Raw genomic sequence first — 21,806 nt, 5'->3', positions numbered from 1 at the left:
AGTGCCTCAAGTTACTGAATGTGCTCCACTTTATTGAAGACGAGCGGGTTTCTAGCGTATCATCCATACAGCCATCTTGATAGGTTGCTTATCAATTTGGTTAGCTGGCCCCTGGTGTTGGTAGCACCTTGGGTCAGCGACTTTTACTTACTTTTATGTCACGCTACCGTTCTCCTTTGAGGGAATAGGCTTTTTATAAAGTTCTTCAGTATTTTGAATTCGACTTGCTCATAAATAGCGCTGCTCAGCAGCGATCAAAATATCGAGAAATATTCACTTACCTTACGCAGTTTTGTTACTGAAAACAATCTGAATAAATTCTAATAAGATCATTTCGGCGCCTATCTTTTCAGCTGTATTTAAGGTTTTAAAAATATGCTACCTGCTGTTGGAGTTTGATATTGTTGGGCCCATAGTTGATCTAGATTAAATTGGCTAAATTAAATTACTGGTATACATCGCAAATATCTCTTTTGATTCTTGTAAGTAAGTAGGTGCCTTAGTTCAAGGGTGGTTTGTATTTTTCTATTTTATTTGCGGGGCTCTTATCGCAGTAATTATGGCTGCGAATTTAGATTTACGAAATGGCACAAAGTGAAGTAATCTCACTCTTCGTTAGGTTACAGTGCAGCAGGATGTGGAGTGGGTACTTCAGCTGTTGAGTTAAAAGTTATAATCTAGACAGAATTGAAACTTATCAATATTTAAAATATAGACGGTATGAGTACGCAAGATATAGAAAGTCGACTTCTGGGCATCAAACAACAACTTAAGCGGCTGAGTGGTTTGGATAAGGATTGTTCTCTCTTTGGTGCAGAGCGCTGGAACTATAACTTCCGTCGGTTTTCGGAGGAAGAAGTTAACGGTATCGAGAAGAAATACAACATTTCTTTACCGCAGGAGTTTCGGGCCTTTCTTCTTGAGATTGGTTTTGGGGCTGGGCATTCTTATGGTGCTAACGTAGAGGGTCTTCCGCACTATTACCAGGATGACGAAGATGAATATCCGATGTCAGCAGGCACCATTGATATTGCAGAAATAGGCTGTGGTATTGAATTTATGTTAGTTATTAACGGTGCTCATAGGGGAGAGGTATGGGTTACTCAGAGTTACCGTGAGCCACAGCCTTGGTCTAGTAGCTATCTTAACTGGTATGAAGACTGGCTGGCTAAAAGCCTAGAGAGCTTAGAGGTACCGCAAAACCCTCCTAAAGGCTGACTACCCAAGCATTCCCCAAATACTCCTGGTAGCTAGCAGGATACACATTGTTCTACGACAACCCCTCTGCTTCTCCCTTGCATTGAGTTGAGCGGTGTAGCCTATGTACTACTCACCGGTGTTCCCTCACCTTAAGCCTTGTTAATCATTTTTTAATCAAAAAATAGATCGCTGATCGTTTCTTATACAGTCTTTGGCTTGTCCCAGCACTTATACGACTGGGTTGCCAATACACAGGAAGTGTATATCTGCGGCTATGGCGTAAACGGTGATTACCCTCGTACCAAACTCCTTGATAACACTGGTAATTTCGCGTGCAGAAGGGCGATATGGGCGGAGTGGGCTCTGGACTGGCGGCAATAGTGACTTGACAGTTCCTGAACCTCTTACCGTATACTGTATGCATGTACAGTATCTTGAGTGGAGGTAGCAATGGGAGCCAGAAGTATCACTATTGACGGGGAGCCGATCCGGATCTGCCGTTACCGATCGGGTTATAACAACCGGCCAATGTACGCTATCTGTATCCTTAACTATACAAAATACGTACGCAGCTTTTCGGTATCAGTAGAGATGAATCTACGCGAGGAGTTAGAGCTGACCCTGGCGCAAATGCGAGGAGTTGAGCGAAGTATAAATTGGATGGAAGTATCAGCTTAGGAATGTAAGGACTTAAGCTGTTTTTATGGATAAGGAGCAAATTATGGGAAGAAAAATCAATCGGTTCGCAATTTTTGCAGAGCGGGTTCATTTAATGAATGGTGGTGCAAAAAGCTTTAGGGATTCTGCACCCACAGAGGAATCCGCAAAGGAACTGGCAGAAGAAATTGCTAAATCTGAAAAAGCGCTGTTTTATTCCTGGTTACAAATTTTCGATATAATGACCGGAAGTTATACAGAATACTCAATCAAGAGGGGTGGGGTATTGGAAGAAAGGGAGTGCCCCGAATAATAGGAGCCTGGTAACTAAGGTAGACTTAATGAACGAAGACAGAGGGTGGAAAAAGTAAGTAATAGTTACATGTATAGCGTGAGTGATTTAAAGTTCAGGTTAAGGCAGGTTGTGGTTTGATAATCTACCGAGTGACCAGAGCTATTTACAGGGGTAAAGTTGAATGGCTCTGGCTACGGCACAGTTAGAAAAACTCCAATCTGAAATTGATTAAAATCAATTTCTGAAAAATATCATTAAAATAAAGCCCCTTTGTACATAATCAGGCTCAGTAGTGGTAGAGTCTAGTTCTAACAGAAATAGAACGCTGGCGGTCAGTACCTAACTTATCCATCTACTCAATTTACGAATGAACCGATGGTTATTAGCAACTAACTGGATGGTAAGCACACATAGTTAACTCCACTCTCGACTTTCTTAGCCCAGGAAGTTTCAATCCAATAGTTTTCTTAAGCAGAAAAGGCATGACAGCGATAAAGTTGTGCCGTTGGCAGTATTTATAGGGAGCCTCAAAATGGCAAATCGTTCTTATCTTTATAGCCTTAGTAATCAACCTAAATCCTATTCAGACCGCCCCGAGACTATCTCAGGCTTATCTGAATGGCCATATAGTATTCCCTTCACCTACCGTGTACTAATGTCCGGGAATCCCAATCTTTGCGCGTCATTGGTCTCGGATGGCTTTGAGGACGATTCACCTGATGATAAAACTCAACTTTATGCTATTAGTAGTGAGTTTGAGGCAGGATTTGAGCGGTTAAAGAAATTTGTTGAAGTTCTGCGAGTTATTAGCAAAGACATTACGGATCTGCCGGATTCAATGCTAAATGAAACGTTAGAATTCCTTCAAGAGCATAAGGATAGGCATCTACTGCTTGAGACTATCGAGCTGGACTGTATGGATGACTCTGAAGAGTCAGTTCTGCGTGGCTACGTTGAATCCGAAATTATCGCTTGCCGTGAAGCTGGAGCAGCTATTGATGCACTTCCTGAAGACCCAGAGGTGTCGGCTGATATTGTAAAGAGTGCGGCAGAAAACAATTCAGAATCTGTTTTAAGTCCATTTTATGGGCTCCAGTTCAATGATAAATTTGACAACGTTGAGAGTGAGCCTCCAGTGGGTTTGTATTGGAGTGATATCCTTTATTACGATTTAGAGAGCAAAAAGGAATTTGAAGAGTCTCTTGAATAATTGAATGTCGAAACTCTTATTTCCACTTAAAGAAATGCTGGGCTAGTTTTAGAGGCTTCTGTGTCTTTCCCAATGTATTGAATTGGTTCAGCACTTTATTTTTGTCGATATGGTTTATGATTTATGATGTTGGGATGATTACTTGATAATGCTTATGAGATGGTATCAAAAACGTACTTTCCAGTATTCCATATAAAACTCAGCCTGATTTCCATTTAAGGTGTAAACACAGTCTAATCGTGTAAGAATAAAGAAATAAATGGCGATTTCTAGCTTCCCTGCTCGAATATCATTTTCAATCTATCGGCTCCGGATCGGCTAGATATTAAAGTGGTTTTCTGTTCATCATCAATAATCACCGCCAATTTTCCGTTTAAATAACGCTGAATTTCCGAAATTCTGTCCAGGTTAATCAGATAGCTACGGTGTAGGCGTAGAAATTGATCTGGGTTAAGCTTTTGCTCCAGTTGATCTAGGCCCATTTGTAAGGGTTTGATGCCTTTCACTGTATGAGCAATAATTGAACCTTGTTCAGACTTAATATAAGAAATATCGTTCAGATCAATAAAGGTCATGCGATCATCGCACTTACTTACGAGGCGCTTTAGTGCTATCGATTCACCCCCTACCCGAGTACTGTTATGAATAAGTTTGATTCGCTTCTCCGCTTTTTCAATGGCAGCTTTTAAGCGTTGCAATGGGAAGGGTTTAAGCAAGTAATCGATTGTATCGTGGTTAAAAGCATCAATGGCAAATTTAGAATACGCAGTTGTGAAAATAATATAGGGTTGGTAAGTTAGGGCATCTAGTACATCCAATCCACTAAGATGAGGCATTTCAATGTCCATCAGTAGTAGTTGTGGTTGATGCTCCTCAATCAATGTTAATGCTTCCAGTCCAGATTTTGCTTCTGCAACCAATTCAATAGAGTTAATAGTTGCCAGCTGAGCTTTTAATTTCTTCCTTGCCGGTGCTTCATCTTCGGCAATAATGACCCTTAAATTCATACAGGCATCTCAACTTTAACGTGGGCACCGCTTTTATTGCTTAGAGTAAGTTTTCCATTTGGTCGTAGCTCAATGCGCTGGCGCAAATTATGAATTCCAGTTCCCTGTGAGTGGATAAAACTAAGAACGCTTTCCTGAAATCCATATCCGTTATCTGCGACTTCAATAATTACCTTGTCATTCTTTAAGTAGATACGACATTGAATATGTAAGTTTTCTATTGTACGACAATGTTTGAAGCAATTCTCAAAAATTGGCTGTAATAATAGGGGAGGGATAGAGATATCACTGGCTCTTGGGTCTACCGTAATCTCTACTTTCAAATTATCACCAAAACGTACTTTTTCTATCTCTAAATACTTATTAATCAGTTCGATTTCTTCTTTGATTGTAGTTTCTTCTAGATCGCCAGTGTCGAGAGAATGTCTCAAAATATCTGCCAGTTTATGTAAAACTTCATCAGCAAGGTTTGGATCGCTATGAATATAGGAGGAGATAGTATTAAGACTGTTAAACATAAAGTGTGGATTTAGCTGATAACGTAATGTTTGTAATTTTGCTTTCTGCATGGCGAGCTTTTGCTCAGAGGCTTTATGGCGGTATTCCAGCATGGCGTAAGAACAGTATAAACAGGTAGCCCACATTAGCCCATTAAAGATAATGCCCAGTCCCATATTCAAACCGCCTTCGACATTAAAGGCGTACTCTATAAACCAGCTAACGCACTGATTGCCAATAGTCATATGGACTACCAGGATCATCCACTCGATTAACAATGAATGATACCCTCTGCGCCTAAGGCGCAATACAATGAGAGCTGTGGACCAGGTGGGTAGCCAATAAAAGAAAACAAACCATATCGGAGCACCAGTGAGAGCACTGCTAACCGAGCTTATATCTCCTGATTCAAAAAAAACAAATACGCAAGCTATATCTAGTAATAGAACGACGACAAATGATTTCGCAAAGAAAGGATGCTTAAGATCTTTTAGTATTGACATAAAATATTGATGAGCACTAGCTATCATAGCTTATTCAGGATTGGCCAATTATATTGGGATTAAATAAGATAAGATAGTTTTAATTCAACCCAGCTTGATATGTTTTCTTATTATCTAAAGGTGAGTATCAGCACCCATAAATTACAATTTAAATGAGTGCTGACACTGTGAGGTCTTTTTATATTCTATGGTCTTTCTTCTCCGAAGAAGATTCACAACTGGAACCGATAGGGGGAGTGGCGTAACTCTTCTCGATAAGCTGTTTTCTCTCTACCGCCACACCTGCAAGATAGATCTTTTCTGGGTTTGTAATTGCTTGTATGTTCTCAATAGGATTTTTGTTTAGCAGAATAAAATCAGCACGTTTTCCCGGGGATATTGACCCTATATCGTCACTTGCATTCAAAGCTTTTGCAGCAACCTGTGTTGTGGCGAGTAAGATTTGCTGGTTGGATAGGCCCGCTTTTTGCAAGGCTAATATCTCGCTTATTAAACCCAGTCCGTGGGGCGAGTAAGGGACCCCAGAATCAGAGCCGGTGCCAATTTTAATGCCAGCTTTAGCAAGCTCGACCACATTATTATATGCGATAGCTTTTTTCTGCCACGCTAGTTTTCTGCTGCCGATTGGTGCCTGGACTTCATTAAACAGGCAGGCTTTCATTTTCGGATGTATAGGCGCCAAGTCTAATTGAGTGATAGATTGATTTTCATGTTCGTCAGCCTGATTATGAAGCACCGATAGAGTGGGTATATAAGTAACCTCGTTTTGTAGCATGAGCTTTATAAATTCATTGTCCACTGGTTCAAAATTAATACCGTGGGCTAAAGCAGTAGCCCCGGCCTTGATTGCTCGTTTCCCATCTTCCAGGGTAGTGACATGAACAAAAAACGGTAAGTCGGCGCTTTGGGAGCGTTTTCCAATCTCATTGAGTACATCATCTGAGAGCGGGACGGCAGTACCATTCTTCGTCTCTATGATGGCTTTGGTCAATTTTGGCTGGTAACTTAAGTGTGCATCCCAGCTCGCACTGATTTGCTCGATACTGTCAATCTCATGAACTTTCACTCCGAATTGGGTACCGTGACCTCTAGGGTTGGTGAAGGCGGGTCCGGAGGCAAATACTAGTGGAGCCAAATCGTTCAACTGGGATATAGATTGCATCATCTCGCTCGACATCAGAAGGTCAGTGACAGCGGTAACGCCATAATAGAGTTGATTGTTTAAGTTGGTTTCTAGCGGCAGATGCTGATAATTCTTATAAGTTGACCCGGATGCACTTAAGTGCACATGTAAATCGATCAAACCCGGTATCGCATATTTACCCTGTGCGTCGTGGGTATTCTCGGCAGGTAGGGCTGTCCTGGTCATTGGAGTGATTCTGGCTATGCGGTCATCTTGAATGTAAATACGGCTTTTCTCGCTAAAACCTTCCGCACCGCTGGTTAATATTTGTACATTGTCGATTCTCAAATCGTAGTCACTCTTTTTGGTTTCGAGGGCGAAGCTATTACTTGAGGCTAATAGTAAACAGGAGGCAATGGCTGTAACTTTCATAAGAGTTTTTTTCCTATTGAGTTTTGACCTAGCTTATAGCGACAGTAATCTCGGTGTTTAAAAAAGTGACGAATCGACATATTCGTAGACGAACGAACAGTTTAAGCCTGTGAGTGGTGTGGCATTGAAGTGAGTTGTGGTGTCTGCTCCTGGCTTGTCAGGGCTAGCCTTGACTATGGAGGACAGCTCAAAGCGGTCTTTTTATTGAGATAAAGGACGGCAGGCTTGTAATTGCTTGTTGTGGTATAAGTTGCTGCATCTTGAGAAATCTGCCAGCTGGCTTTTGCCGCCCCAATTGAGACGATGTCCATATCTTTTACCCGGCCCCATATTTTTGCCATCTTTATGTACTCAAGTAAGTGCAGTGGCCACTCATGAGATTTGCGCGCTGCGTGGAATAGGCATTGGTTACCCCCTATTTGGCTGGCCATTTATGCAGAGTTTGATTCAGCGTTTTATGCGGTATCAATATGGATTGTCTTTGAAGCTGCTACTTTTGTGGGTGCCCAGAATTGTTGGGATAAAGGCTTGAGATGGTAGTAGTACTAGTCAGCTCAACACTAAGCTGGTTTGTAGAGCTTCTATTTTCAATTCTTAAATAATGAGTATTGGTACTATTAAGCCTGTTTACTCACTCTACACCATACATCGTAGAAGCCTACTGATTGCATATAATCTGATATTTCATATTCGAGATCAGGTAACATTTCAAGATTGCCTGCGCTGCTCATTATCTCTATTTCGTTTTCCTGGTCATCATGAATAGAATCAACAACCCGCCAAATAAAGAGAGAAAACTCTTCTGCTTCACTAGTGCTATTTACCCCTTCCTTAAGTCTTCAATGTGAGCATATCTTTTAAATTCAATCATAAATAACCAGCACTTTTTTGGTTTTAGTAAAACTATTAATAAAAAATAGACTTATGTAGTTGCTCCCCAATTTGTCTGACGGATAATATGCTCATTCTAGACGCGCGCAAGATAGCTAAGATCTATTGGTGATCATTACCAATGAGCAATGATTTCACACTTTGTGAACTTGCTTCAAGAAATTTTTTGGTTGACAAAGAATCCCCTAAAAATACTATTTTTTTCACATTTGTTAATTACCTAGCAATGTGAAAGTTACCCCATTTACTCTAATTACGTGAACTATATATGATCTCGTGCAAGATTTGCCTGCATGAGTTCACTGCGGGCTATAAGCAGTATTCAATGAGGTAAGAATTATGTGTACACAGGGGAAGTCCTACAGTTGCCTATTAGTGCTAGCTTTTATGGGCTACTTTGCTTCGCCTCCTGCGTGGTCTCATGTACGCTGGTTTGTAGAAAACGGTAGTAATTCAGTTGAGTTTGAGTGGAGTTGGATATATGCGTTAGTTCTTTTGGGGGGCTTTCTATACTGTATGGTGAATAGATCCTTACAGCCGCTTGAAACAGTAGCTGTTCACAGAGCATCTAATAAATTTCCCTACCTCTGGTCCGACATTGGTCGTCACAAAATTTGGCATATCACGTCTGCACTGATTGGGTTAACCTTTGTTTTTAATTATTTTTTGGGGGTATTACTGGCCCCTAACCTGGAGTTCTCTCCAGAGCAAAGTCTTGTTAATGAGTTTCAATTAGTAATTGGTATAGCGCTAATTGTAGATGTCAGCCTGAGAAGCTCCGGGTATCTAATCTTCGCGCTCTTGCTCTCAATAATGGCTACTTATCCATTCTCAATCTGGATTGATTATGGCTTTGAATTTTTAGGGCTTTCACTAGCATTTATATTGTACCAAAAGCCAGATCTTGGACTGCTTGCTTTACGCTGCGGGCTAGGCCTTCAGCTTATGACTCTGGCAGTTCACAATAAGTGGCTAAACCCTCACTTGGGTCTTGAATTTCTGCAGCACTATCATTGGAACTTTATGTCTAATCTGGGGTGGCATTCTTTCTCCGATTTGACCTTCGTTTTTTCTGCTGGAATGGCTGAGTTCTGCTTTGGGTTGGTTATCTTGTTGGGCTGGTCAACGCGGTTAGCAACTCTTACGGTATTAAGTTTCTTTCTATTAACTGCATCGATTCTCGGTATTCATGAATTGATAGGGCATTTACCAATACTTGGGGCCGGAATTCTACTGGTTGTATTTGGTGGGGGAGACTTTGAATTCAAATATACTAGAGTATCTTAAAGCCCAGTGTTTTTAACACTAAGAAATATTCAGTGCTTGTTATTTACAAGGGGGTTTTATCCCTTTATGTGGGCGTAATTGATCTGCTAATAGAGATCTAAAACCTCCATAGAATTGCTGGGCATCTCATCTATGAACTGGATGTTTTTCAACTGAAATTTTAAAGGTTTCTTTTTATAGATTAGTGGGGTAAGTGGAGGCTGCAGAGCGGAGCTAATTCTCCGCTCAATAAATACTGGGTACATGGTGTTCGATATTTCCTATAATCCGCGCCTGGCTGATCTACTCCTTTCGGTAGTTTGAATCTCGCTCTTTTATTCAGGATATGAATATAAATTCAGAGCATTTACTTGTAAATCAAATAGAATGAGTTACCAGATGGGGAGCTAGTTCCCTAAGTTGGATCATACTCCAAATTATGGGGTCATAAATTGTTCCTGGTAACCCAATTTATATACTAGCTGTAAATAATTTACTAACTAGATCGATCAGGCTTTATATTTTATGTCGATATAGTTAAAACTCTAATTTTGCTACATGCATATTGGTTCTAATATTGGCGCCCTTACTACCAAGGTTGTTTCCTGACTTATACTTCATATTTCTAGGGTCTGTAACAACTGAAGAGGCTCCTCCATCTTTCATTGCTTGATGTAAATCTTTCTGAGGAATTTTTGGGTTTATATTGGAGCTATATACATGGAGATTTACTTCACTATTTATACCAAAGTGCCTGCAGGCCTCCATGATAGCCTCAGTTGTTGCTCTATATAAATCTTTATTCAGCTGGACCAAGAAGTTGAGTTCAAGACCGGCTTCTCCTTCGGCATTCAGATTTTTCACATATATATTACTAAGAATATCCCTAGGCTCAATCATATAGAATTGGGAGGCTACTGTTACTGCGTCAATTATATGGTTTGAATTAGTGCCATCTATACCAAAAACCCAGATTTCATTGTCAATTAAAGCTGCCTCTTTAATGCTGGTCTTTAGGCGGGGATAGAATGGCGATACACTGACTGCATATTTGGTTTTCCAAACTGACAGTGAATCAAAAGCAGTACGAAGAACATATTGATGTTCTTGTACTCCGTTTAAAATAAGTGTTGCATCGGTTTTAAATTTTTTGTCCTGACTTCCTTCGGCTATTGTCATGGCTCCCTTTGTCACAATTAATCCTCCATTGATAGCTCTGACGAAAAACAACCGAATGCGATCTCTCCCGTTTGGAGGGCTTCCTCATAAGATTCCTTGGTCTCAAAGTCTTCATCGGCTTCGGTTTCCCACTGCTGACTATCATATGTAGTCACGTTGGAAACCTCCTCAACTAGCATGAAGTCCTCTTCAAGTGCGGCGGTTAATCTAGCTACAGCACTTTCTTTAGATTCGTCTGGAACTATAGATCTTCCAAAGTAGAAGGTACTACCATCTTGAGGTAGCGAGCTTTGTGGTAAAACTCTTACTTTAGTATCAACCACCCAGAAAATAGACATATACATCCCTCTTGATGTTACTGGTTTGGAATTAAAAAACCAAATGGTGCTGGAATTATCTAGTGATGTTATAAATAATTCAATAACATTCACTTTCATATGAATTTCTGGAAATCAATATTTTTCTAATATGATAATGTTTCAACTATCCGGGTAGAATCTTAGAGGTTCATTAGGTAAACCAGTCCGATAACAAATGGACTTAGGTGTCTGCAGTTTAATGAGTAGTCACTACCATATAGCGCTTTATGTGAACACCAAATCTGCAAATAGGCAATCTCCTTCAGGGGTAATTACTCCTGGTAAAATCTATTTAAAGCTTCCAGTTTTTCCCAGTGTTAGCCTCGAGGCAATACCCTTGATCACTGTGAAGTAAAAGTGCTACAAGAAGTCATCTCCCTATGGCGGGAGCGTTTAATAGATATCAGCTGGTTTATGAGCTGTTCAAACGAATCTATCACTCGCCAAGCTAATGCTTAAGACTACTGTGCTGGCGTTTTGGAGGGGGGGCGTTTTAAGCCCTAAGCTTTACTTGATGTGCCTGTATGGCTTATGCAGATCTCAGCTCAATCTGTGGCAGTATCGTCAAGACGCATGAGGAGCCTGTCCACACTTCGATTCAGTCCGGTAGTCTTAGGTAATAATCCCAAAATCTGTTCCATTTGACGGTGGTGAGTATTTGAACATACCGAAAGGGGTGCTTTTCCAGCTGAATCACTATTTGGAACTGGTGGGCTGGAGCAGGCGGTATTTAAGCTCTTGAAAACGAGGCCGCATTACCGAAAACATGCCCCTATCACTCTGGCTCAAAAAAATAACCTATTTGTAGTCATTGACTAGTTGCCCATCAGATGACTCCTTGAATTGAGGGTGTTCGTCATCGATTTCGTAAAAATCACACTTTTCGCCGGTGAAAATATGCCCCATAGTTTTCAACCCGGTTGGGCCATCCAGTGATCCTGCAATAATTCCAGTTGCATCGAGATTAAATGGTTCCCAGAATAGGCTTGAACCACATTGCTGGCAGAAGCCTCTGCGGGCTACTTCTGATGTTTTATACCACGCCAGCCCGTCATCTTTTGTTATTTTAATGTTGACCTTGCGAGCTTTGGTATGCGGGCCGAAACTTCCATGTAGTTTTTGACACATACTACAATGACAGTTAACTACGTTGCGTAGTGGCCCTTTAACCTCATATCGCACAGCTCCACACAAGCAGCCACCGGAAGTGATTTTATTCTTGCTATTCATATAATGGCCTGTAGAAGCAAATGTTCACTTAAAAATAAGAATCTAAATTAAGAATGCCTTTTTATCATCTATAAGATTTTTTGTTTAAATTATAAATGCTAGTCTAATTAAGTGATGTAAACATAAATATTGATAGCTTGGCTAGTTATTTATCAGTTCTTTGTCGATATAAGTTACGAGATGGTAGTGGTTTGTTACTTGATCGCTTGCCATTTTTCATACTGTTACCGTTGCACTATGCAGGCAATGGCGTATAAGCCATTTATTTGCACGGTGTTATCGCACAGGGTAGGACTCCCAGCGCTCGACCGTGAGGATTTAGCATGGCAGCAAAGTGACTCAGTACGGCAGAGAGTGGACGCACACGCAGAGTGGAGCCGGGAAACTCACGGGGATATTCGGGAAAATTCACTATGTAGGACTATTCAGGCTGCGGAATTGCAAAGCAGCTGTGACAACGAGTACCGACAAGTTAAAGAGCATTCGATAGAGGAAATTGCTGGCGTAAAAATTATTGAAGCACTTGGAGCTTTACGTTTCTTATCTGCTGGCGGCCTGAACTTATCCGCGCTGGATAATCTAAATATTACAACAGCCAGTGATATTAATATTTCAGCGGGCCGCGACTTAAAGGAACAAATCGGAAATATTCGCGAATCAGTGGCCAAGGTTCGCCAAACCATCAAAGTAAAAGATGGTGGCAAGGTTTGGTTAGGTAGTGAATCTTTAAATGTGCTGAAAGTGCTAGAGGATTTAATAGGCGTAGTGTCTGCACTGGCCGCCACCCTGGCGACTCACTCGCACCCAGGGAGTGGGCAAAAGCCAACCCAAGAGGCGGCAATTAGTGGGCACAAAAGCAGTGCGGATACTTTGAAATCTCAGCTTAGCGCGGTGCGGGCTTAAGCTGGTTATACACTTAAAAGGAGAGAAGTTATGAATAATAGAGTAAACAGGTACGCCATTTTCGCGGAGCGGGTTCACTTGATGAATGGCGGAGCTAAGAGCTTTAGAGACTCTGCGCCAACTCAAGAGGTGGCAAAAGAGCTGGCAGAGAAAATTGCTAAATCTGAAAAAGCGCTGTTTTATTCTTGGCTGCAAATTCTGGATATTGTGACAGGGAAGTTTACAGAGTATTCGATTGAGAGGGGCGGGGTATTGGTGGAAAGAGAACGTACGTGCTAGTAATAAGATGCCACGCTCAGCGAATAAGTATGGACGTGATAGAAATCCAGTCTACGCTGGATTTCTATGCTGAACTTAGGAGTATAAAAGCTTTCTTCTGCTAAATTTTTATGTGATTTTTGTTGTGGTCAACTCCAGCCGGACACTTCTTTAAGCACATTCCTCAAATTCGATAGGGGCTAGATCTCCCAGTGTTGTATGTATTCTGCGTGAGTTGTAATAAGCAATATAGGCTCTTACATCTGCTACCGCATCCTCCCTTGTCGGATAGAGGTTTCCCGTTAACCACTCCCGCTTCAGGCTGCTGAAGAAACGTTCAGTCGGTGCGTTGTCCCAACAATTTCCCTTACGGCTCATTGAACACACCATCCCCTGCTGACTCAATAACATTTGGTAGGTATGGCTGGCATACTGACTGCCACGATCAGAGTGATGCAGGAGACCTTTTGGGGGCGTACGCAAATTGACAGCCATCATCAACGCACGAGTTACCAGGGCCGTTTCCATCTTGCGATCTAGATGCCAACCAACAATCCGGCGCGAATAGAGATCAATCACTACCGCCAAGTACAGCCAGCCCTGCGAAGTCCAAATATATGTAATATCAGTCGTCCAAACTTGATTTTTAGCACTCGGTGAGAACTCCCTATTCAGAAGGTTCTCTGCGACAGGCAGGTGATGTTTACTGTCTGTCGTCAGTGTAAATCGCTTCTTGCGCTTTACTGCCAAGCCTAGCTTTTTCATGAGCTTGCGGACTCGATAGCGCCCGACTTCAAAGCCTTCTTTACGTAACAGCTTCATTAACCGACGACTTCCGAGACTCTGTCTAGATTCTGCAAATAGGGCCTTCAAACGATGGCATAGTTGCCATGTTTGAGCATCTATTGAGCTATTACCACGGCAACACCAATCGTAATAACTAGTCTTACTTACCTGCATTACCCGGCAGAGCACCCTAACAGGAAAGCTGCCTTGCTGTTTTTCAATAAAGCTGTACTTTATTTCATTTCTTTCGCAAAGAAGGCGCTGGCCTTTTTTAGGATTTCTTTCTCCATCCGCAACTGCTTATTTTCACGTCGTAATCGCTCTAATTCTGCGCGCTCGCCTACATCCAACCTCACACCGTCTTCTTCCTGCTTCTGTTCCTTTATCCAGCGTCGCAGGTTATTGGCTGTTGTTCCTACAGCCTCTGCTGCTTTAGAAATTGAATACCCTTGCTCAGAGACTAGCGCTACGGCGTCTTTCTTAAATTCCGGCTTGAAATGCCGACGTGTACCTTTTGTTGTCATACTTCACCTCGCTTGGTAGTTTTACCATCTTAGCGAAGTGTCCGGAAGGATTAGACCACTACATTTTAATGGCGTCAATGAGTTGGTGCGATTACTATGCTTGATCTTTCATGTAATCAAGAATTGTATCTTCTGGAAGCCTATATAGTAAGGATCTTTTAATATCTCCCTTATATCCAGTTGCTTTGATGATAATCTTTTTCAAGGTGCTGAACTCTCTCTCTTTTCTTCGGGGATCAATCATTATCTGGCTTATTAAATTGTGAGGGTTTATTTTGTACCTGTAAATTTCCCCCGGTTTTTCAGTTTCCCAGTTTTGGTATAAAAGTCTAACTTCATTTTCGTGTTCGAAAGCTTTTCGCTTTAAGAGCAAACTTCCAAATATTTTTCCGACCTCTATTCCATTACCGGAAAATGTAGAGTTTGCTCTTTCCATTAATTTATCTTCGCTTAAATATTCAACTTTTCCAATGCAGCATGTCATATCTTTTGGCCATTTACTACTCTGTGCATCATGCAGGCTGCTTATTAAGTCGCGAACTTTCACCCTAATTCTTATGCCGTCCTTGTTGGGGGAGTAAATTCTCCACATGGCGTCAGATGAACTAGCAAGAGTCCAGCATTGCCCGAATATATAATTGTGAAGATCAAACTCTTTTATCTCGCCTGTTTCTTGCTTAACTTTTCTCTTTAGTATGAAGTTTTCGAATGTGTCATCCCAAAGTTCAGGTTTTACAAGTGTGTTTTCATTCGTTGCAAAAAGTTCCAGAAGTCTTTCTAGAGAGATTATTCTGTATATATATTTATCAAGATCTATTTCTTTTAGGTAGGGAGACATAACCATGTTGATCCAATGTTTACGCGGGGCAGCTTTCAGTATGTGTTTCTGATGGTCTTAAAGTTTCACTTTTTTTATCTGTGGGGTTGATGGGATTTGCGTTTAACGCAAGATCTCGCCTTGCTGAATCTAATAATAATCTGTAGGCTTTTTTTACGGCTTCAGCTTTGTGCGATATTGAAATCTCTTCGCTATGATATGAATTAATATCATCAAAGGAAGTTCGACCGTTTTTCACATCATTTTGATATTGTTTAAATGATTCTCGACTACGAATATTTTCTGCATTGCGAAGGTTTTCGATGTGCTGGGTTATTTCATCATCTAAAAATAAGTTGCCTTTTTTTAAGGTAAGTGTCCATAGTTTTTCTTCTAGAGGTTCAACCTCTCTTGAAATGTACTCCTTCGTATCGTTCATAATGCTATTTCTATCTGATTGATATCGATCCCAGTCTTCATCATCAAGATTTCCAATCACATTCATGATTTTGTTCGCCTTGAGGCATTTTTCATGAAGTTCAACAAGTATGTCTAGTATGGGAAGGTATAAATCTCTTTTGAACTCCCATTTTTGTTGTTCAACCCACATTTCTTTGGATAGTTTGCTTCTTACTTCTTCAGCTGCTTGGGTGTGCGATCTAATTTGTTTAGTGGTTTCATCTAGTGACTCATTAAGTTTACGCATTTTTCCAGCCGCTTTAAGATAGGCCCCACAATAAGCAGAGATACCACTGCAGATTGCAGTTAGTAGTAATGGCACCCAGGTTATAATTTCAGCGAGCATAGCTCTTACCTCACTTGTGAATATTTTTATCAATTTTTGTAAATGCTAGATATTTTTTATTTTTAGGGTCTAGCAGTTGAAGGTCAATCGTGACCGTTGATTCGTCAATGCGTAATACGGCTGTAGAAAAAGGTGAAGGGTAGAGACTGTAAGTGGCTCCATCCCAAAGACATTTAGCTTTTATTCTTCTTTCTTCAATGGAGTTGGTGGCGACGAGTTGATTCAGCGTTGCTTCACTTACTCTAATGTCGCAAAGGCGGCTTGTTGATTCACCAACAACAACCAGGATGCCATTATCGCCTTCCTTGATTTCTACAATTTTTAGCCGGCTTGGATCAACTTCTATCAGGTTGTCTGCCGTTGGATGGATTTCATTTTCCTTCATTGCGTCCTGGCAGCCAGTCAAAGCTATCAAGCACACCCCAGCCCTTAAAAACCCCGTAAAAATTCGCATTACCAGCTCCCTCTGATTATTTGTGATCAATAATTGTGCAGCAAAAAGGGGCGTCGGTCACTCCTCCCCACGCCTGCCGATTTTGGGCGCTGTTTTGGTTGATGAAATGAGACTAGCGGCCCTGGCCTGAGCTGGTGCGGGGTTTGGGTAAGAATTGGATTTCACACTTTGAAGAGTTGCGAAGAGAAGTGAAAGGATATTGCACAGCCGGATGGCTTACGGGGTAGCAAAGTGTCAACGTGATTTTGCGTTGACACTTTGTTGACACTTTGGCGTTAAAACCAACAAAAGAGTCGTTTACAAAGTTGCCTGTGCAGAAATGAAAAACCCGCGAGAGCTAGGGCTGACGCGGGTTTGAGAGATGGTCAGAGGCCGGACTCGAAAAACGACTGGAAAGCTAGTGATTCCAGGACCTCTGGGTGGAACCCCGGAAAAAGTAGCACCAAATGTAGCACCACTTTGAATTCCTGCTCCTCAATTGAAGGCATTCAACAACAGGGCATACCACTAAAAAGAGCCTCTATACACATCTTGCCGTACCACCTGAGTTTGACCTTAGCTTTAGCCTGTTTACATATACCTCAAACCGCTAATCTGGCGGTTTGGCATGCAATCGACAGGGGACCGGCTTGAGCATGAGCGGCTAGTAGAGCACATGAGATGGAGTAGCGAAGTACGACATCACTTCAATATCCAGGTGGCCTATGCTTCACCTCCTCCAAAACCGCAGGATTGGCGGTTTTGAGAGTTAAACCAAAACCGGCAAATCACCGGTTTTCACTGCCAGACCAAAACCGACACTTTGTCGGTTTGAAACGCCCAGAACAACTACCTAATTATTACTCCCGCCTACCTGAATTAAACCATTGTGAAATCTAAGCTAGGACGGCCGTACCGGATACAAGGCTGCCAGATATCCAACCTACCCCCGTAGGTTCAGCTGGTCAGAACACCAAACCCCGAATTAGGGGTTTGCCCCTAACTGTCTCTGAGGAGGGTATAACCCCCCTAGGAAAAATCAGATATCTGTTAAAAACACGCGCCCGAATCACTCGTGTGCTGGCCCCCTTAGGAGGACCCGTTGAATCCTAAGCTTGGCTTAGCGTTTAACCATAGCCATGAAGCCAACTAGTTGGCAGTTAATCTCCACATTTCCCCAGAAGTAGAGATATCGAATTCTCTGGCCCGCCAAAGACTCAGCCTTAAATTGGAGCTACGCCGTTACGTCAGGTAGATATTCACAGCCGGAGTTACCACAGATGAAAGTAAATTAAATTCGCTCCCCTACCGCCAGAGGTACGCAAAATCTGCGTACCCTGTGCAAGAAGTAAGCATAGCCAAACAGCTTCGAATGGAGCCTATGAAACTATTTAGTAATGCCCTCTCAATATTCTGCTGAGATATATTGTTCCCAAATCTCACAAGTTGATAGCTTCCCCACTCCGCAGTCTTAGCCCAGCCAAAGGGGTAAGGGGACGGCGAACCTCTCCCCCTCTCGAATAAAGGTGTTACAGGTGTACAGGTGTTACAGAATGGCTGTAAGCCCCATGGTTATTGGCTTTGCTCTGTCACACCCTTTTGTAACCCCTAAAGTGGCACAGCAGAAAGGTGTAACAGTTCAGCCCCACAATTGGAACAAGCGTATTAGTTGTATAGCTAGATAGAGGGTTTAATAACGTAACCAAAAGAAGCAAAATACTTTAAGGAAAGGTCGGCTACATATGCTTATAGATATCCCGCCGATCTAGAATTCAGTCTTAAGCAAGGAGTCTTTATGGAGGATGCCAGTTCGGAAGTTAAAGCGAGGTCGAAGTTTCAAAAATCGATCTCAAAACGATGGCAGCGGGCCAAGGGTAAGTTATATGATGATCTATCAAAGGGACTTAAAGATCGGTTAAATATCTCACTATTGGGGATGCTAGTCTCCTATATTTTTTTAGTTATCTCAGCTAAAGCCGGGATAAACTTAATCTGGGTTTCATTCACAATCACATCAATATGTGCATTTTATTTTGCAAAAAGGTTCTATGCTTCAGACAGAAGTATTTACGGACTAATTGCGTATATTGGAATGCTTGCATTTACCCTAATTTATTTCAGCCTAATTTATATGATCTTTGGCCTGAATGGGGATGCTATACCAGCGGGTCAAAAGCCCAGTTTTTCACAAGCCCTTTACTTTAGCATTGTAACTTGGACGACACTTGGTTATGGAGATCTAACCCCAACAGAAGATTCTATGCCATGGGCAATGGTAGAGGTGCTCTTAGGTTATATTTTTATGGCTATATTAGTAGGAAAAATAATAACGTTAACAGATCGAAAAACATAGCGAATACGAAATAACCATTTATGAAATGTCAATCAAGTAATTAAGGGGGAAGCATGGAAATCACCACTATCTCATCTGGAGGAATTAAAACATTTATAAGCCAAGCCTTGGAGCGCTTTCGATGGAATAGGATAGAGAAACTTCTAGAAGCTCTAAAATCAGGGGGAATATCTATTAATGATGAGGCCGTTCAAGATGACAATTTTGTAAGTGCCTTAATAAATGCTAGCGACGCAATACAGAAGTCATCGGGAAGGCTAAAGATCGATATTTTGATTGAAATATTTGTAAACGGTGTAAAGTCTCAAGCAATCAAAAATAATTCAGATATCTTTCATGAAGTTATTATTTCTGTATCTGCATTATCCGAGCGTGAACTGCTCACTTTATCCTTGTGCGGGGAAATTCTAACTTATAGTTCTGAAGAAGATGGAAGACTTATTATAAAAAAATGCGGAGAACTCTATGAAAAAATATCTGAAACATTAAAAATATCTCAAGGAGGAGCTATAGCAATTGTTTGCGGTCTTCAAAGATCAGGATTCATCGTTCCGATAAACCAACCGCAAGCTTACCCAATATATACACTCTCTGAAAAATATAAAGACTTGAGGTCTTATATTCATTTGTCATCACAATTTATGTGAAAAATAATTTTTTAAATTAACAATATAAATCACCTATATAATTGAGCGACAAAGAAAACTCTTATTGAGGGCCGCTGCAAAAAGCAAGCGCCAGGGTGCTCTAATAGCTGATTTCAGCTTCAGCCATATAAAACCCATTTCAAATCTTTATGTAAGGAAAACCATTCTACCAAAAAGATTAGAAAACTTGTTATTTCAGCTGAGCACCTTTACTTTTCATTCGAGCCTTAATCTGAGCAGCAAAAATAGTGGCCTTTACTCTAGCCTCTACTGGGTGAACCTCCCCCTTTTGCGGTTCAAACTGTTTTTCCTTATCTGACGGTGGCTTATTCGTCTTTGTCGTCATCCTTGCATATCTCCTCGATAGATTTTTGGGTACCAGAGGCGAGGTGATCAGGCTCCTCAATATCCTCGGAAATTTTCTTTAGTTCACGGCTGCGGCGCTTGGCAAATTCTTCGATTTCGTTTTGCGTCCAGCCTTTCTTTTGTCTGGGCTCAGCCAGGCGTTTCACTTTGTCTTTATCAGTCATCACAATATATCTCTTGTCAGGTAGTCGCCCTTGGCGATGTACTGATATCCGTATCTCTCATAGAAGGCTTTCACCGTTTCATTAACCGGATTCATAATCCTAATATGATTGGCATTGATCATCCGCGCATAGATTTCATACGCTAGGATAATCGTATCGAATACATTGGAGCGTTCACCCAGGTCACGCGGCATGGCTTCCACCACATCCAAGCGCAACCCTGTAGCATGATAGGTAGGACGGCCTAAAGAGATAGCCGTAAGTATGTTGTTTTCCCACACGGCGATTTCAAAACGCTTGGGGTAGCTTTTCTTGTAGTAGCTGTAGTTTTGCGGCCAGTCCCAGTTGTACTGCCGAAGCCTTGAGGATCCCCAGATTTGGGTAGCCTCTAGGGCCCGAGGGGTAATTTGAGTTAGTTTCAAATTACCCGTTAGTGAATTCTGTGTAACTTCCAAAGCGAGTGCGCGCAGCTTTTCATAGCGCTGCTCTGCCTCGATCCTTGAGGGTAGTGACATTGTGTTACCTCACTCCTTGAAGCTGTTAATCCTTTTTTCCACCATACCACAAGCTTGCCATACAACTCAGCGGGTCTTTACGCTGGGTAGTGAGTCATCTTGTGATTTCATGTATTCGGCAAGCCCGTATTGGCAGGAAAAGTACTACTCCTCCTAATAGATGTCAGCCTTCAAAAGGCTTAACAAACACACCAGTTTCCCCTTCAAAGCGAACACGACCAGTAGCAAGTAGAGCCTGCTCAATAGCTACAAGATTCTGAATACGCACAGAAGGGATTCCATCCTCTCGATCAATCTTGTTAACTGTCGAAAGGCCCACTCCACTTTTCTCTGCCAGATCTTGGGCGCTCCATTTCAGGCCACTTCTAGCCATCCGTACCTGTATTCCCGTAATCACTTGTTTATTCACCTGTCTCATGATTCCAAGATAGTAACAATAAAAGTTAACAAGTTAATAATTTTTGTTGACAATACAATAAATGCAACCAATACTATTATAAAGTTAACAAAAATTATTACTTTAGGTGAATTCAGGGGGAGATATGGGAAACCTTCTAGCGAATTATTCAAAAGTACCCACTCAAGTGTTTCTATCTCAATTACAAGAGTTGGAGGCACTCTGCCTTGCCCGAGAGTTAGTCATGGAGTGGTCCCAACCTGGACCTCGTGAAGCAGCCCTTAAGGCTATCATCCAGGAGGAAAAGGCCATCCTCCCAGGGCTACTCTTTCCACTTAAACTCTCTCTACAGGAAAGTGAATCCCCCTGACTCAATGCTAAGTGGAAGATGTGTACAGGAAGGCAATAGGAAACATCTAACAAGAAAACGAGCCAATTATCAAAATTGAATCACCAGCAGACGCCGCCTAGTCGTTAAGTTTTCTGGTGTTACAAATTTTCACAGATGGGTTCAACTACAGATAGAACCTCAATACACTAATTATCAGTGTAAATACAATAATGAACAATAGAACCTTCTCAATAAATGTTGCTGATAAACATTTGAAATCGCTCAATTAAATCTACTGCTTTTGTTCGCTGAAATTTAGCGTCTGGATTGCCTATCGTACTTTCAGGTGATAATAAAAAGCTGTTAGCTGCTCAGTGAGAGTACATTGGGGCAGCCAGGGGAAACCTTATACGGATACCTGCTTATTGGAGAATCTGTCACAGTTGGGCTCTAAGGGTATTCGAAAACCTTCCAAGTTGTCATGGATCGCATTAAAAGAGGAGTCTCGATACTCAGGAGGTAGGCTCCAGCTTAAACCCATAGTATTTCCGAAAACTTAACGCCTCCAACATGCCCAGCATTGTAGTGAAGGCGCAGCTGCAATGAAAAAGCTGTCGCCTTGCTTGGCTTTGTTAGCGCTAGTCTTTGGCTTGACAT

General features: G+C 41.6%; 24 protein-coding genes. 10 read left to right on the top strand and 14 right to left on the bottom strand.

What is annotated here, in order from left to right:
* Window positions 1–720 precede the first annotated feature (720 nt).
* From ACJJIR_RS16495 to ACJJIR_RS16480, 4 genes are all read left to right on the top strand, one after another.
* A complete protein-coding gene (locus tag ACJJIR_RS16495) occupies window positions 721–1,218 on the top strand; it encodes an SMI1/KNR4 family protein (RefSeq protein ID WP_444906157.1) in 498 nt (165 codons plus the stop codon).
* A 432-nt stretch (window positions 1,219–1,650) separates the two neighbouring features.
* Entirely contained in the window at window positions 1,651–1,878 is a 228-nt protein-coding gene (locus tag ACJJIR_RS16490; protein ID WP_413664682.1) for a hypothetical protein, read from the top strand.
* A 25-nt stretch (window positions 1,879–1,903) separates the two neighbouring features.
* Window positions 1,904–2,170: a hypothetical protein gene (locus ACJJIR_RS16485; RefSeq protein ID WP_444906156.1), complete on the top strand. Its 267-nt coding sequence runs from the start codon at window positions 1,904–1,906 to the stop codon at window positions 2,168–2,170.
* 514 nt (window positions 2,171–2,684) lie between these two features.
* A complete protein-coding gene (locus ACJJIR_RS16480; RefSeq protein WP_444906155.1) occupies window positions 2,685–3,362 on the top strand; it encodes a DUF7822 domain-containing protein in 678 nt (225 codons plus the stop codon).
* A 269-nt stretch (window positions 3,363–3,631) separates the two neighbouring features.
* Here ACJJIR_RS16480 and ACJJIR_RS16475 read toward each other — a convergent pair whose 3' ends face one another.
* The 4 genes from ACJJIR_RS16475 to ACJJIR_RS16460 all read right to left on the bottom strand — a co-directional run bounded on the left by ACJJIR_RS16475 (window position 3,632) and on the right by ACJJIR_RS16460 (window position 7,266).
* A complete protein-coding gene (locus ACJJIR_RS16475; RefSeq protein ID WP_444906154.1) occupies window positions 3,632–4,369 on the bottom strand; it encodes a LytR/AlgR family response regulator transcription factor in 738 nt (245 codons plus the stop codon).
* Window positions 4,366–5,397 (bottom strand): sensor histidine kinase, encoded by a 1,032-nt coding sequence (locus ACJJIR_RS16470; RefSeq protein ID WP_444906153.1) that lies wholly within the window; start codon window positions 5,395–5,397, stop codon window positions 4,366–4,368. Before ACJJIR_RS16470 ends, ACJJIR_RS16475 begins: the two co-directional genes overlap by 4 nt.
* Window positions 5,398–5,548: 151 nt before the next feature.
* Entirely contained in the window at window positions 5,549–6,925 is a 1,377-nt protein-coding gene (locus ACJJIR_RS16465) for an amidohydrolase family protein (RefSeq protein ID WP_444906152.1), read from the bottom strand.
* A 173-nt stretch (window positions 6,926–7,098) separates the two neighbouring features.
* Window positions 7,099–7,266 carry a hypothetical protein gene (locus tag ACJJIR_RS16460; RefSeq protein ID WP_444894949.1) on the bottom strand — a complete coding sequence of 56 codons (168 nt, stop codon included), beginning with the start codon at window positions 7,264–7,266 and terminating at the stop codon, window positions 7,099–7,101.
* 937 nt (window positions 7,267–8,203) lie between these two features.
* Here ACJJIR_RS16460 and ACJJIR_RS16455 point away from each other — a divergent pair.
* Window positions 8,204–9,103, top strand: a complete 900-nt coding sequence (locus ACJJIR_RS16455) for a hypothetical protein (protein WP_444894948.1) — start codon at window positions 8,204–8,206, stop codon at window positions 9,101–9,103.
* 516 nt (window positions 9,104–9,619) lie between these two features.
* On the opposite strand, the gene ACJJIR_RS16450 is transcribed toward ACJJIR_RS16455, so the two are convergent.
* From ACJJIR_RS16450 to ACJJIR_RS16440, 3 genes are all read right to left on the bottom strand, one after another.
* Complete coding sequence (locus tag ACJJIR_RS16450) at window positions 9,620–10,276, bottom strand: hypothetical protein (RefSeq protein WP_444894947.1); 657 nt, start codon at window positions 10,274–10,276, stop codon at window positions 9,620–9,622.
* A 2-nt stretch (window positions 10,277–10,278) separates the two neighbouring features.
* The gene (locus ACJJIR_RS16445; RefSeq protein ID WP_444894946.1) at window positions 10,279–10,698 is read right to left on the bottom strand and encodes a hypothetical protein; all 420 of its coding nucleotides are present in this window, start codon (window positions 10,696–10,698) and stop codon (window positions 10,279–10,281) included.
* Window positions 10,699–11,418: 720 nt separating this feature from the next.
* Window positions 11,419–11,850: a GFA family protein gene (locus ACJJIR_RS16440; protein WP_444894945.1), complete on the bottom strand. Its 432-nt coding sequence runs from the start codon at window positions 11,848–11,850 to the stop codon at window positions 11,419–11,421.
* A gap of 354 nt (window positions 11,851–12,204) precedes the next feature.
* Between ACJJIR_RS16440 and ACJJIR_RS16435 the strand changes: the two genes are divergently transcribed.
* Both ACJJIR_RS16435 and ACJJIR_RS16430 read left to right on the top strand, forming a co-directional pair.
* On the top strand, window positions 12,205–12,753 hold the full coding sequence (locus ACJJIR_RS16435; protein WP_444894944.1) for a hypothetical protein: 549 nt from the start codon (window positions 12,205–12,207) through the stop codon (window positions 12,751–12,753).
* Between the two features lie 30 nt (window positions 12,754–12,783).
* Complete coding sequence (locus ACJJIR_RS16430; protein ID WP_444894943.1) at window positions 12,784–13,032, top strand: hypothetical protein; 249 nt, start codon at window positions 12,784–12,786, stop codon at window positions 13,030–13,032.
* Window positions 13,033–13,182: 150 nt separating this feature from the next.
* Here the strand turns inward: ACJJIR_RS16430 and ACJJIR_RS16425 are convergent.
* The 4 genes from ACJJIR_RS16425 to ACJJIR_RS16410 all read right to left on the bottom strand — a co-directional run bounded on the left by ACJJIR_RS16425 (window position 13,183) and on the right by ACJJIR_RS16410 (window position 16,397).
* Window positions 13,183–14,321 (bottom strand): IS3 family transposase gene (locus tag ACJJIR_RS16425; RefSeq protein ID WP_444905442.1). Its coding sequence is split into 2 segments (ribosomal slippage): window positions 13,183–14,072 and window positions 14,072–14,321, totalling 1,140 coding nucleotides; the frame shifts between segments, so codons are not numbered across the junction.
* A 94-nt stretch (window positions 14,322–14,415) separates the two neighbouring features.
* Window positions 14,416–15,159, bottom strand: coding sequence for a DUF2971 domain-containing protein (locus ACJJIR_RS16420; protein WP_444894942.1), 744 nt, complete (start codon window positions 15,157–15,159; stop codon window positions 14,416–14,418).
* A gap of 19 nt (window positions 15,160–15,178) precedes the next feature.
* Window positions 15,179–15,943 (bottom strand): hypothetical protein, encoded by a 765-nt coding sequence (locus tag ACJJIR_RS16415; protein WP_444894941.1) that lies wholly within the window; start codon window positions 15,941–15,943, stop codon window positions 15,179–15,181.
* Between the two features lie 10 nt (window positions 15,944–15,953).
* Window positions 15,954–16,397 carry a hypothetical protein gene (locus ACJJIR_RS16410; protein WP_444894940.1) on the bottom strand — a complete coding sequence of 148 codons (444 nt, stop codon included), beginning with the start codon at window positions 16,395–16,397 and terminating at the stop codon, window positions 15,954–15,956.
* 1,774 nt (window positions 16,398–18,171) lie between these two features.
* Between ACJJIR_RS16410 and ACJJIR_RS16405 the strand changes: the two genes are divergently transcribed.
* Together ACJJIR_RS16405 and ACJJIR_RS16400 are read left to right on the top strand one after the other, a co-directional pair.
* Complete coding sequence (locus tag ACJJIR_RS16405; RefSeq protein WP_444906151.1) at window positions 18,172–18,729, top strand: potassium channel family protein; 558 nt, start codon at window positions 18,172–18,174, stop codon at window positions 18,727–18,729.
* Between the two features lie 53 nt (window positions 18,730–18,782).
* A complete protein-coding gene (locus tag ACJJIR_RS16400; protein WP_444906150.1) occupies window positions 18,783–19,376 on the top strand; it encodes a hypothetical protein in 594 nt (197 codons plus the stop codon).
* Window positions 19,377–19,702: 326 nt separating this feature from the next.
* Here the strand turns inward: ACJJIR_RS16400 and ACJJIR_RS16395 are convergent, their stop codons facing one another.
* From ACJJIR_RS16395 to ACJJIR_RS16385, 3 genes are all read right to left on the bottom strand, one after another.
* Window positions 19,703–19,906 (bottom strand): hypothetical protein, encoded by a 204-nt coding sequence (locus ACJJIR_RS16395; protein ID WP_444906149.1) that lies wholly within the window; start codon window positions 19,904–19,906, stop codon window positions 19,703–19,705.
* A complete protein-coding gene (locus ACJJIR_RS16390) occupies window positions 19,906–20,421 on the bottom strand; it encodes a hypothetical protein (protein WP_444906148.1) in 516 nt (171 codons plus the stop codon). The genes ACJJIR_RS16395 and ACJJIR_RS16390 overlap by 1 nt, the downstream gene beginning before the upstream one ends.
* Window positions 20,422–20,584: 163 nt before the next feature.
* Window positions 20,585–20,830, bottom strand: a complete 246-nt coding sequence (locus ACJJIR_RS16385; RefSeq protein ID WP_444906147.1) for a helix-turn-helix domain-containing protein — start codon at window positions 20,828–20,830, stop codon at window positions 20,585–20,587.
* Window positions 20,831–20,963: 133 nt separating this feature from the next.
* Here ACJJIR_RS16385 and ACJJIR_RS16380 point away from each other — a divergent pair, with 133 nt between their 5' ends.
* Window positions 20,964–21,188, top strand: coding sequence for a hypothetical protein (locus ACJJIR_RS16380; protein WP_444906146.1), 225 nt, complete (start codon window positions 20,964–20,966; stop codon window positions 21,186–21,188).
* Window positions 21,189–21,806 lie beyond the last annotated feature (618 nt).

The organism is Microbulbifer maximicatervae (SeqCode), from assembly GCF_052467385.1.
The sequence above is the reverse complement of the archived record's forward strand: the minus strand, read 5'-3'. Positions and strand labels throughout refer to the sequence as shown.

Coding starts and splice junctions, on each gene's coding strand:
- ACJJIR_RS16460 (WP_444894949.1), bottom strand. CDS start 7,266: ATGGCAAAAATATGGGGCCGGGTAAAAGATATGGACATCGTCTCAATT.
- ACJJIR_RS16465 (WP_444906152.1), bottom strand. CDS start 6,925: ATGAAAGTTACAGCCATTGCCTCCTGTTTACTATTAGCCTCAAGTAAT.
- ACJJIR_RS16380 (WP_444906146.1), top strand. CDS start 20,964: ATGGGAAACCTTCTAGCGAATTATTCAAAAGTACCCACTCAAGTGTTT.
- ACJJIR_RS16470 (WP_444906153.1), bottom strand. CDS start 5,397: ATGATAGCTAGTGCTCATCAATATTTTATGTCAATACTAAAAGATCTT.
- ACJJIR_RS16415 (WP_444894941.1), bottom strand. CDS start 15,943: ATGCTCGCTGAAATTATAACCTGGGTGCCATTACTACTAACTGCAATC.
- ACJJIR_RS16430 (WP_444894943.1), top strand. CDS start 12,784: ATGAATAATAGAGTAAACAGGTACGCCATTTTCGCGGAGCGGGTTCAC.
- ACJJIR_RS16410 (WP_444894940.1), bottom strand. CDS start 16,397: ATGCGAATTTTTACGGGGTTTTTAAGGGCTGGGGTGTGCTTGATAGCT.
- ACJJIR_RS16390 (WP_444906148.1), bottom strand. CDS start 20,421: ATGTCACTACCCTCAAGGATCGAGGCAGAGCAGCGCTATGAAAAGCTG.
- ACJJIR_RS16490 (WP_413664682.1), top strand. CDS start 1,651: ATGGGAGCCAGAAGTATCACTATTGACGGGGAGCCGATCCGGATCTGC.
- ACJJIR_RS16455 (WP_444894948.1), top strand. CDS start 8,204: ATGGGCTACTTTGCTTCGCCTCCTGCGTGGTCTCATGTACGCTGGTTT.
- ACJJIR_RS16420 (WP_444894942.1), bottom strand. CDS start 15,159: ATGTCTCCCTACCTAAAAGAAATAGATCTTGATAAATATATATACAGA.
- ACJJIR_RS16400 (WP_444906150.1), top strand. CDS start 18,783: ATGGAAATCACCACTATCTCATCTGGAGGAATTAAAACATTTATAAGC.
- ACJJIR_RS16445 (WP_444894946.1), bottom strand. CDS start 10,698: ATGAAAGTGAATGTTATTGAATTATTTATAACATCACTAGATAATTCC.
- ACJJIR_RS16395 (WP_444906149.1), bottom strand. CDS start 19,906: ATGACTGATAAAGACAAAGTGAAACGCCTGGCTGAGCCCAGACAAAAG.
- ACJJIR_RS16485 (WP_444906156.1), top strand. CDS start 1,904: ATGGATAAGGAGCAAATTATGGGAAGAAAAATCAATCGGTTCGCAATT.
- ACJJIR_RS16475 (WP_444906154.1), bottom strand. CDS start 4,369: ATGAATTTAAGGGTCATTATTGCCGAAGATGAAGCACCGGCAAGGAAG.
- ACJJIR_RS16480 (WP_444906155.1), top strand. CDS start 2,685: ATGGCAAATCGTTCTTATCTTTATAGCCTTAGTAATCAACCTAAATCC.
- ACJJIR_RS16405 (WP_444906151.1), top strand. CDS start 18,172: ATGGAGGATGCCAGTTCGGAAGTTAAAGCGAGGTCGAAGTTTCAAAAA.
- ACJJIR_RS16440 (WP_444894945.1), bottom strand. CDS start 11,850: ATGAATAGCAAGAATAAAATCACTTCCGGTGGCTGCTTGTGTGGAGCT.
- ACJJIR_RS16495 (WP_444906157.1), top strand. CDS start 721: ATGAGTACGCAAGATATAGAAAGTCGACTTCTGGGCATCAAACAACAA.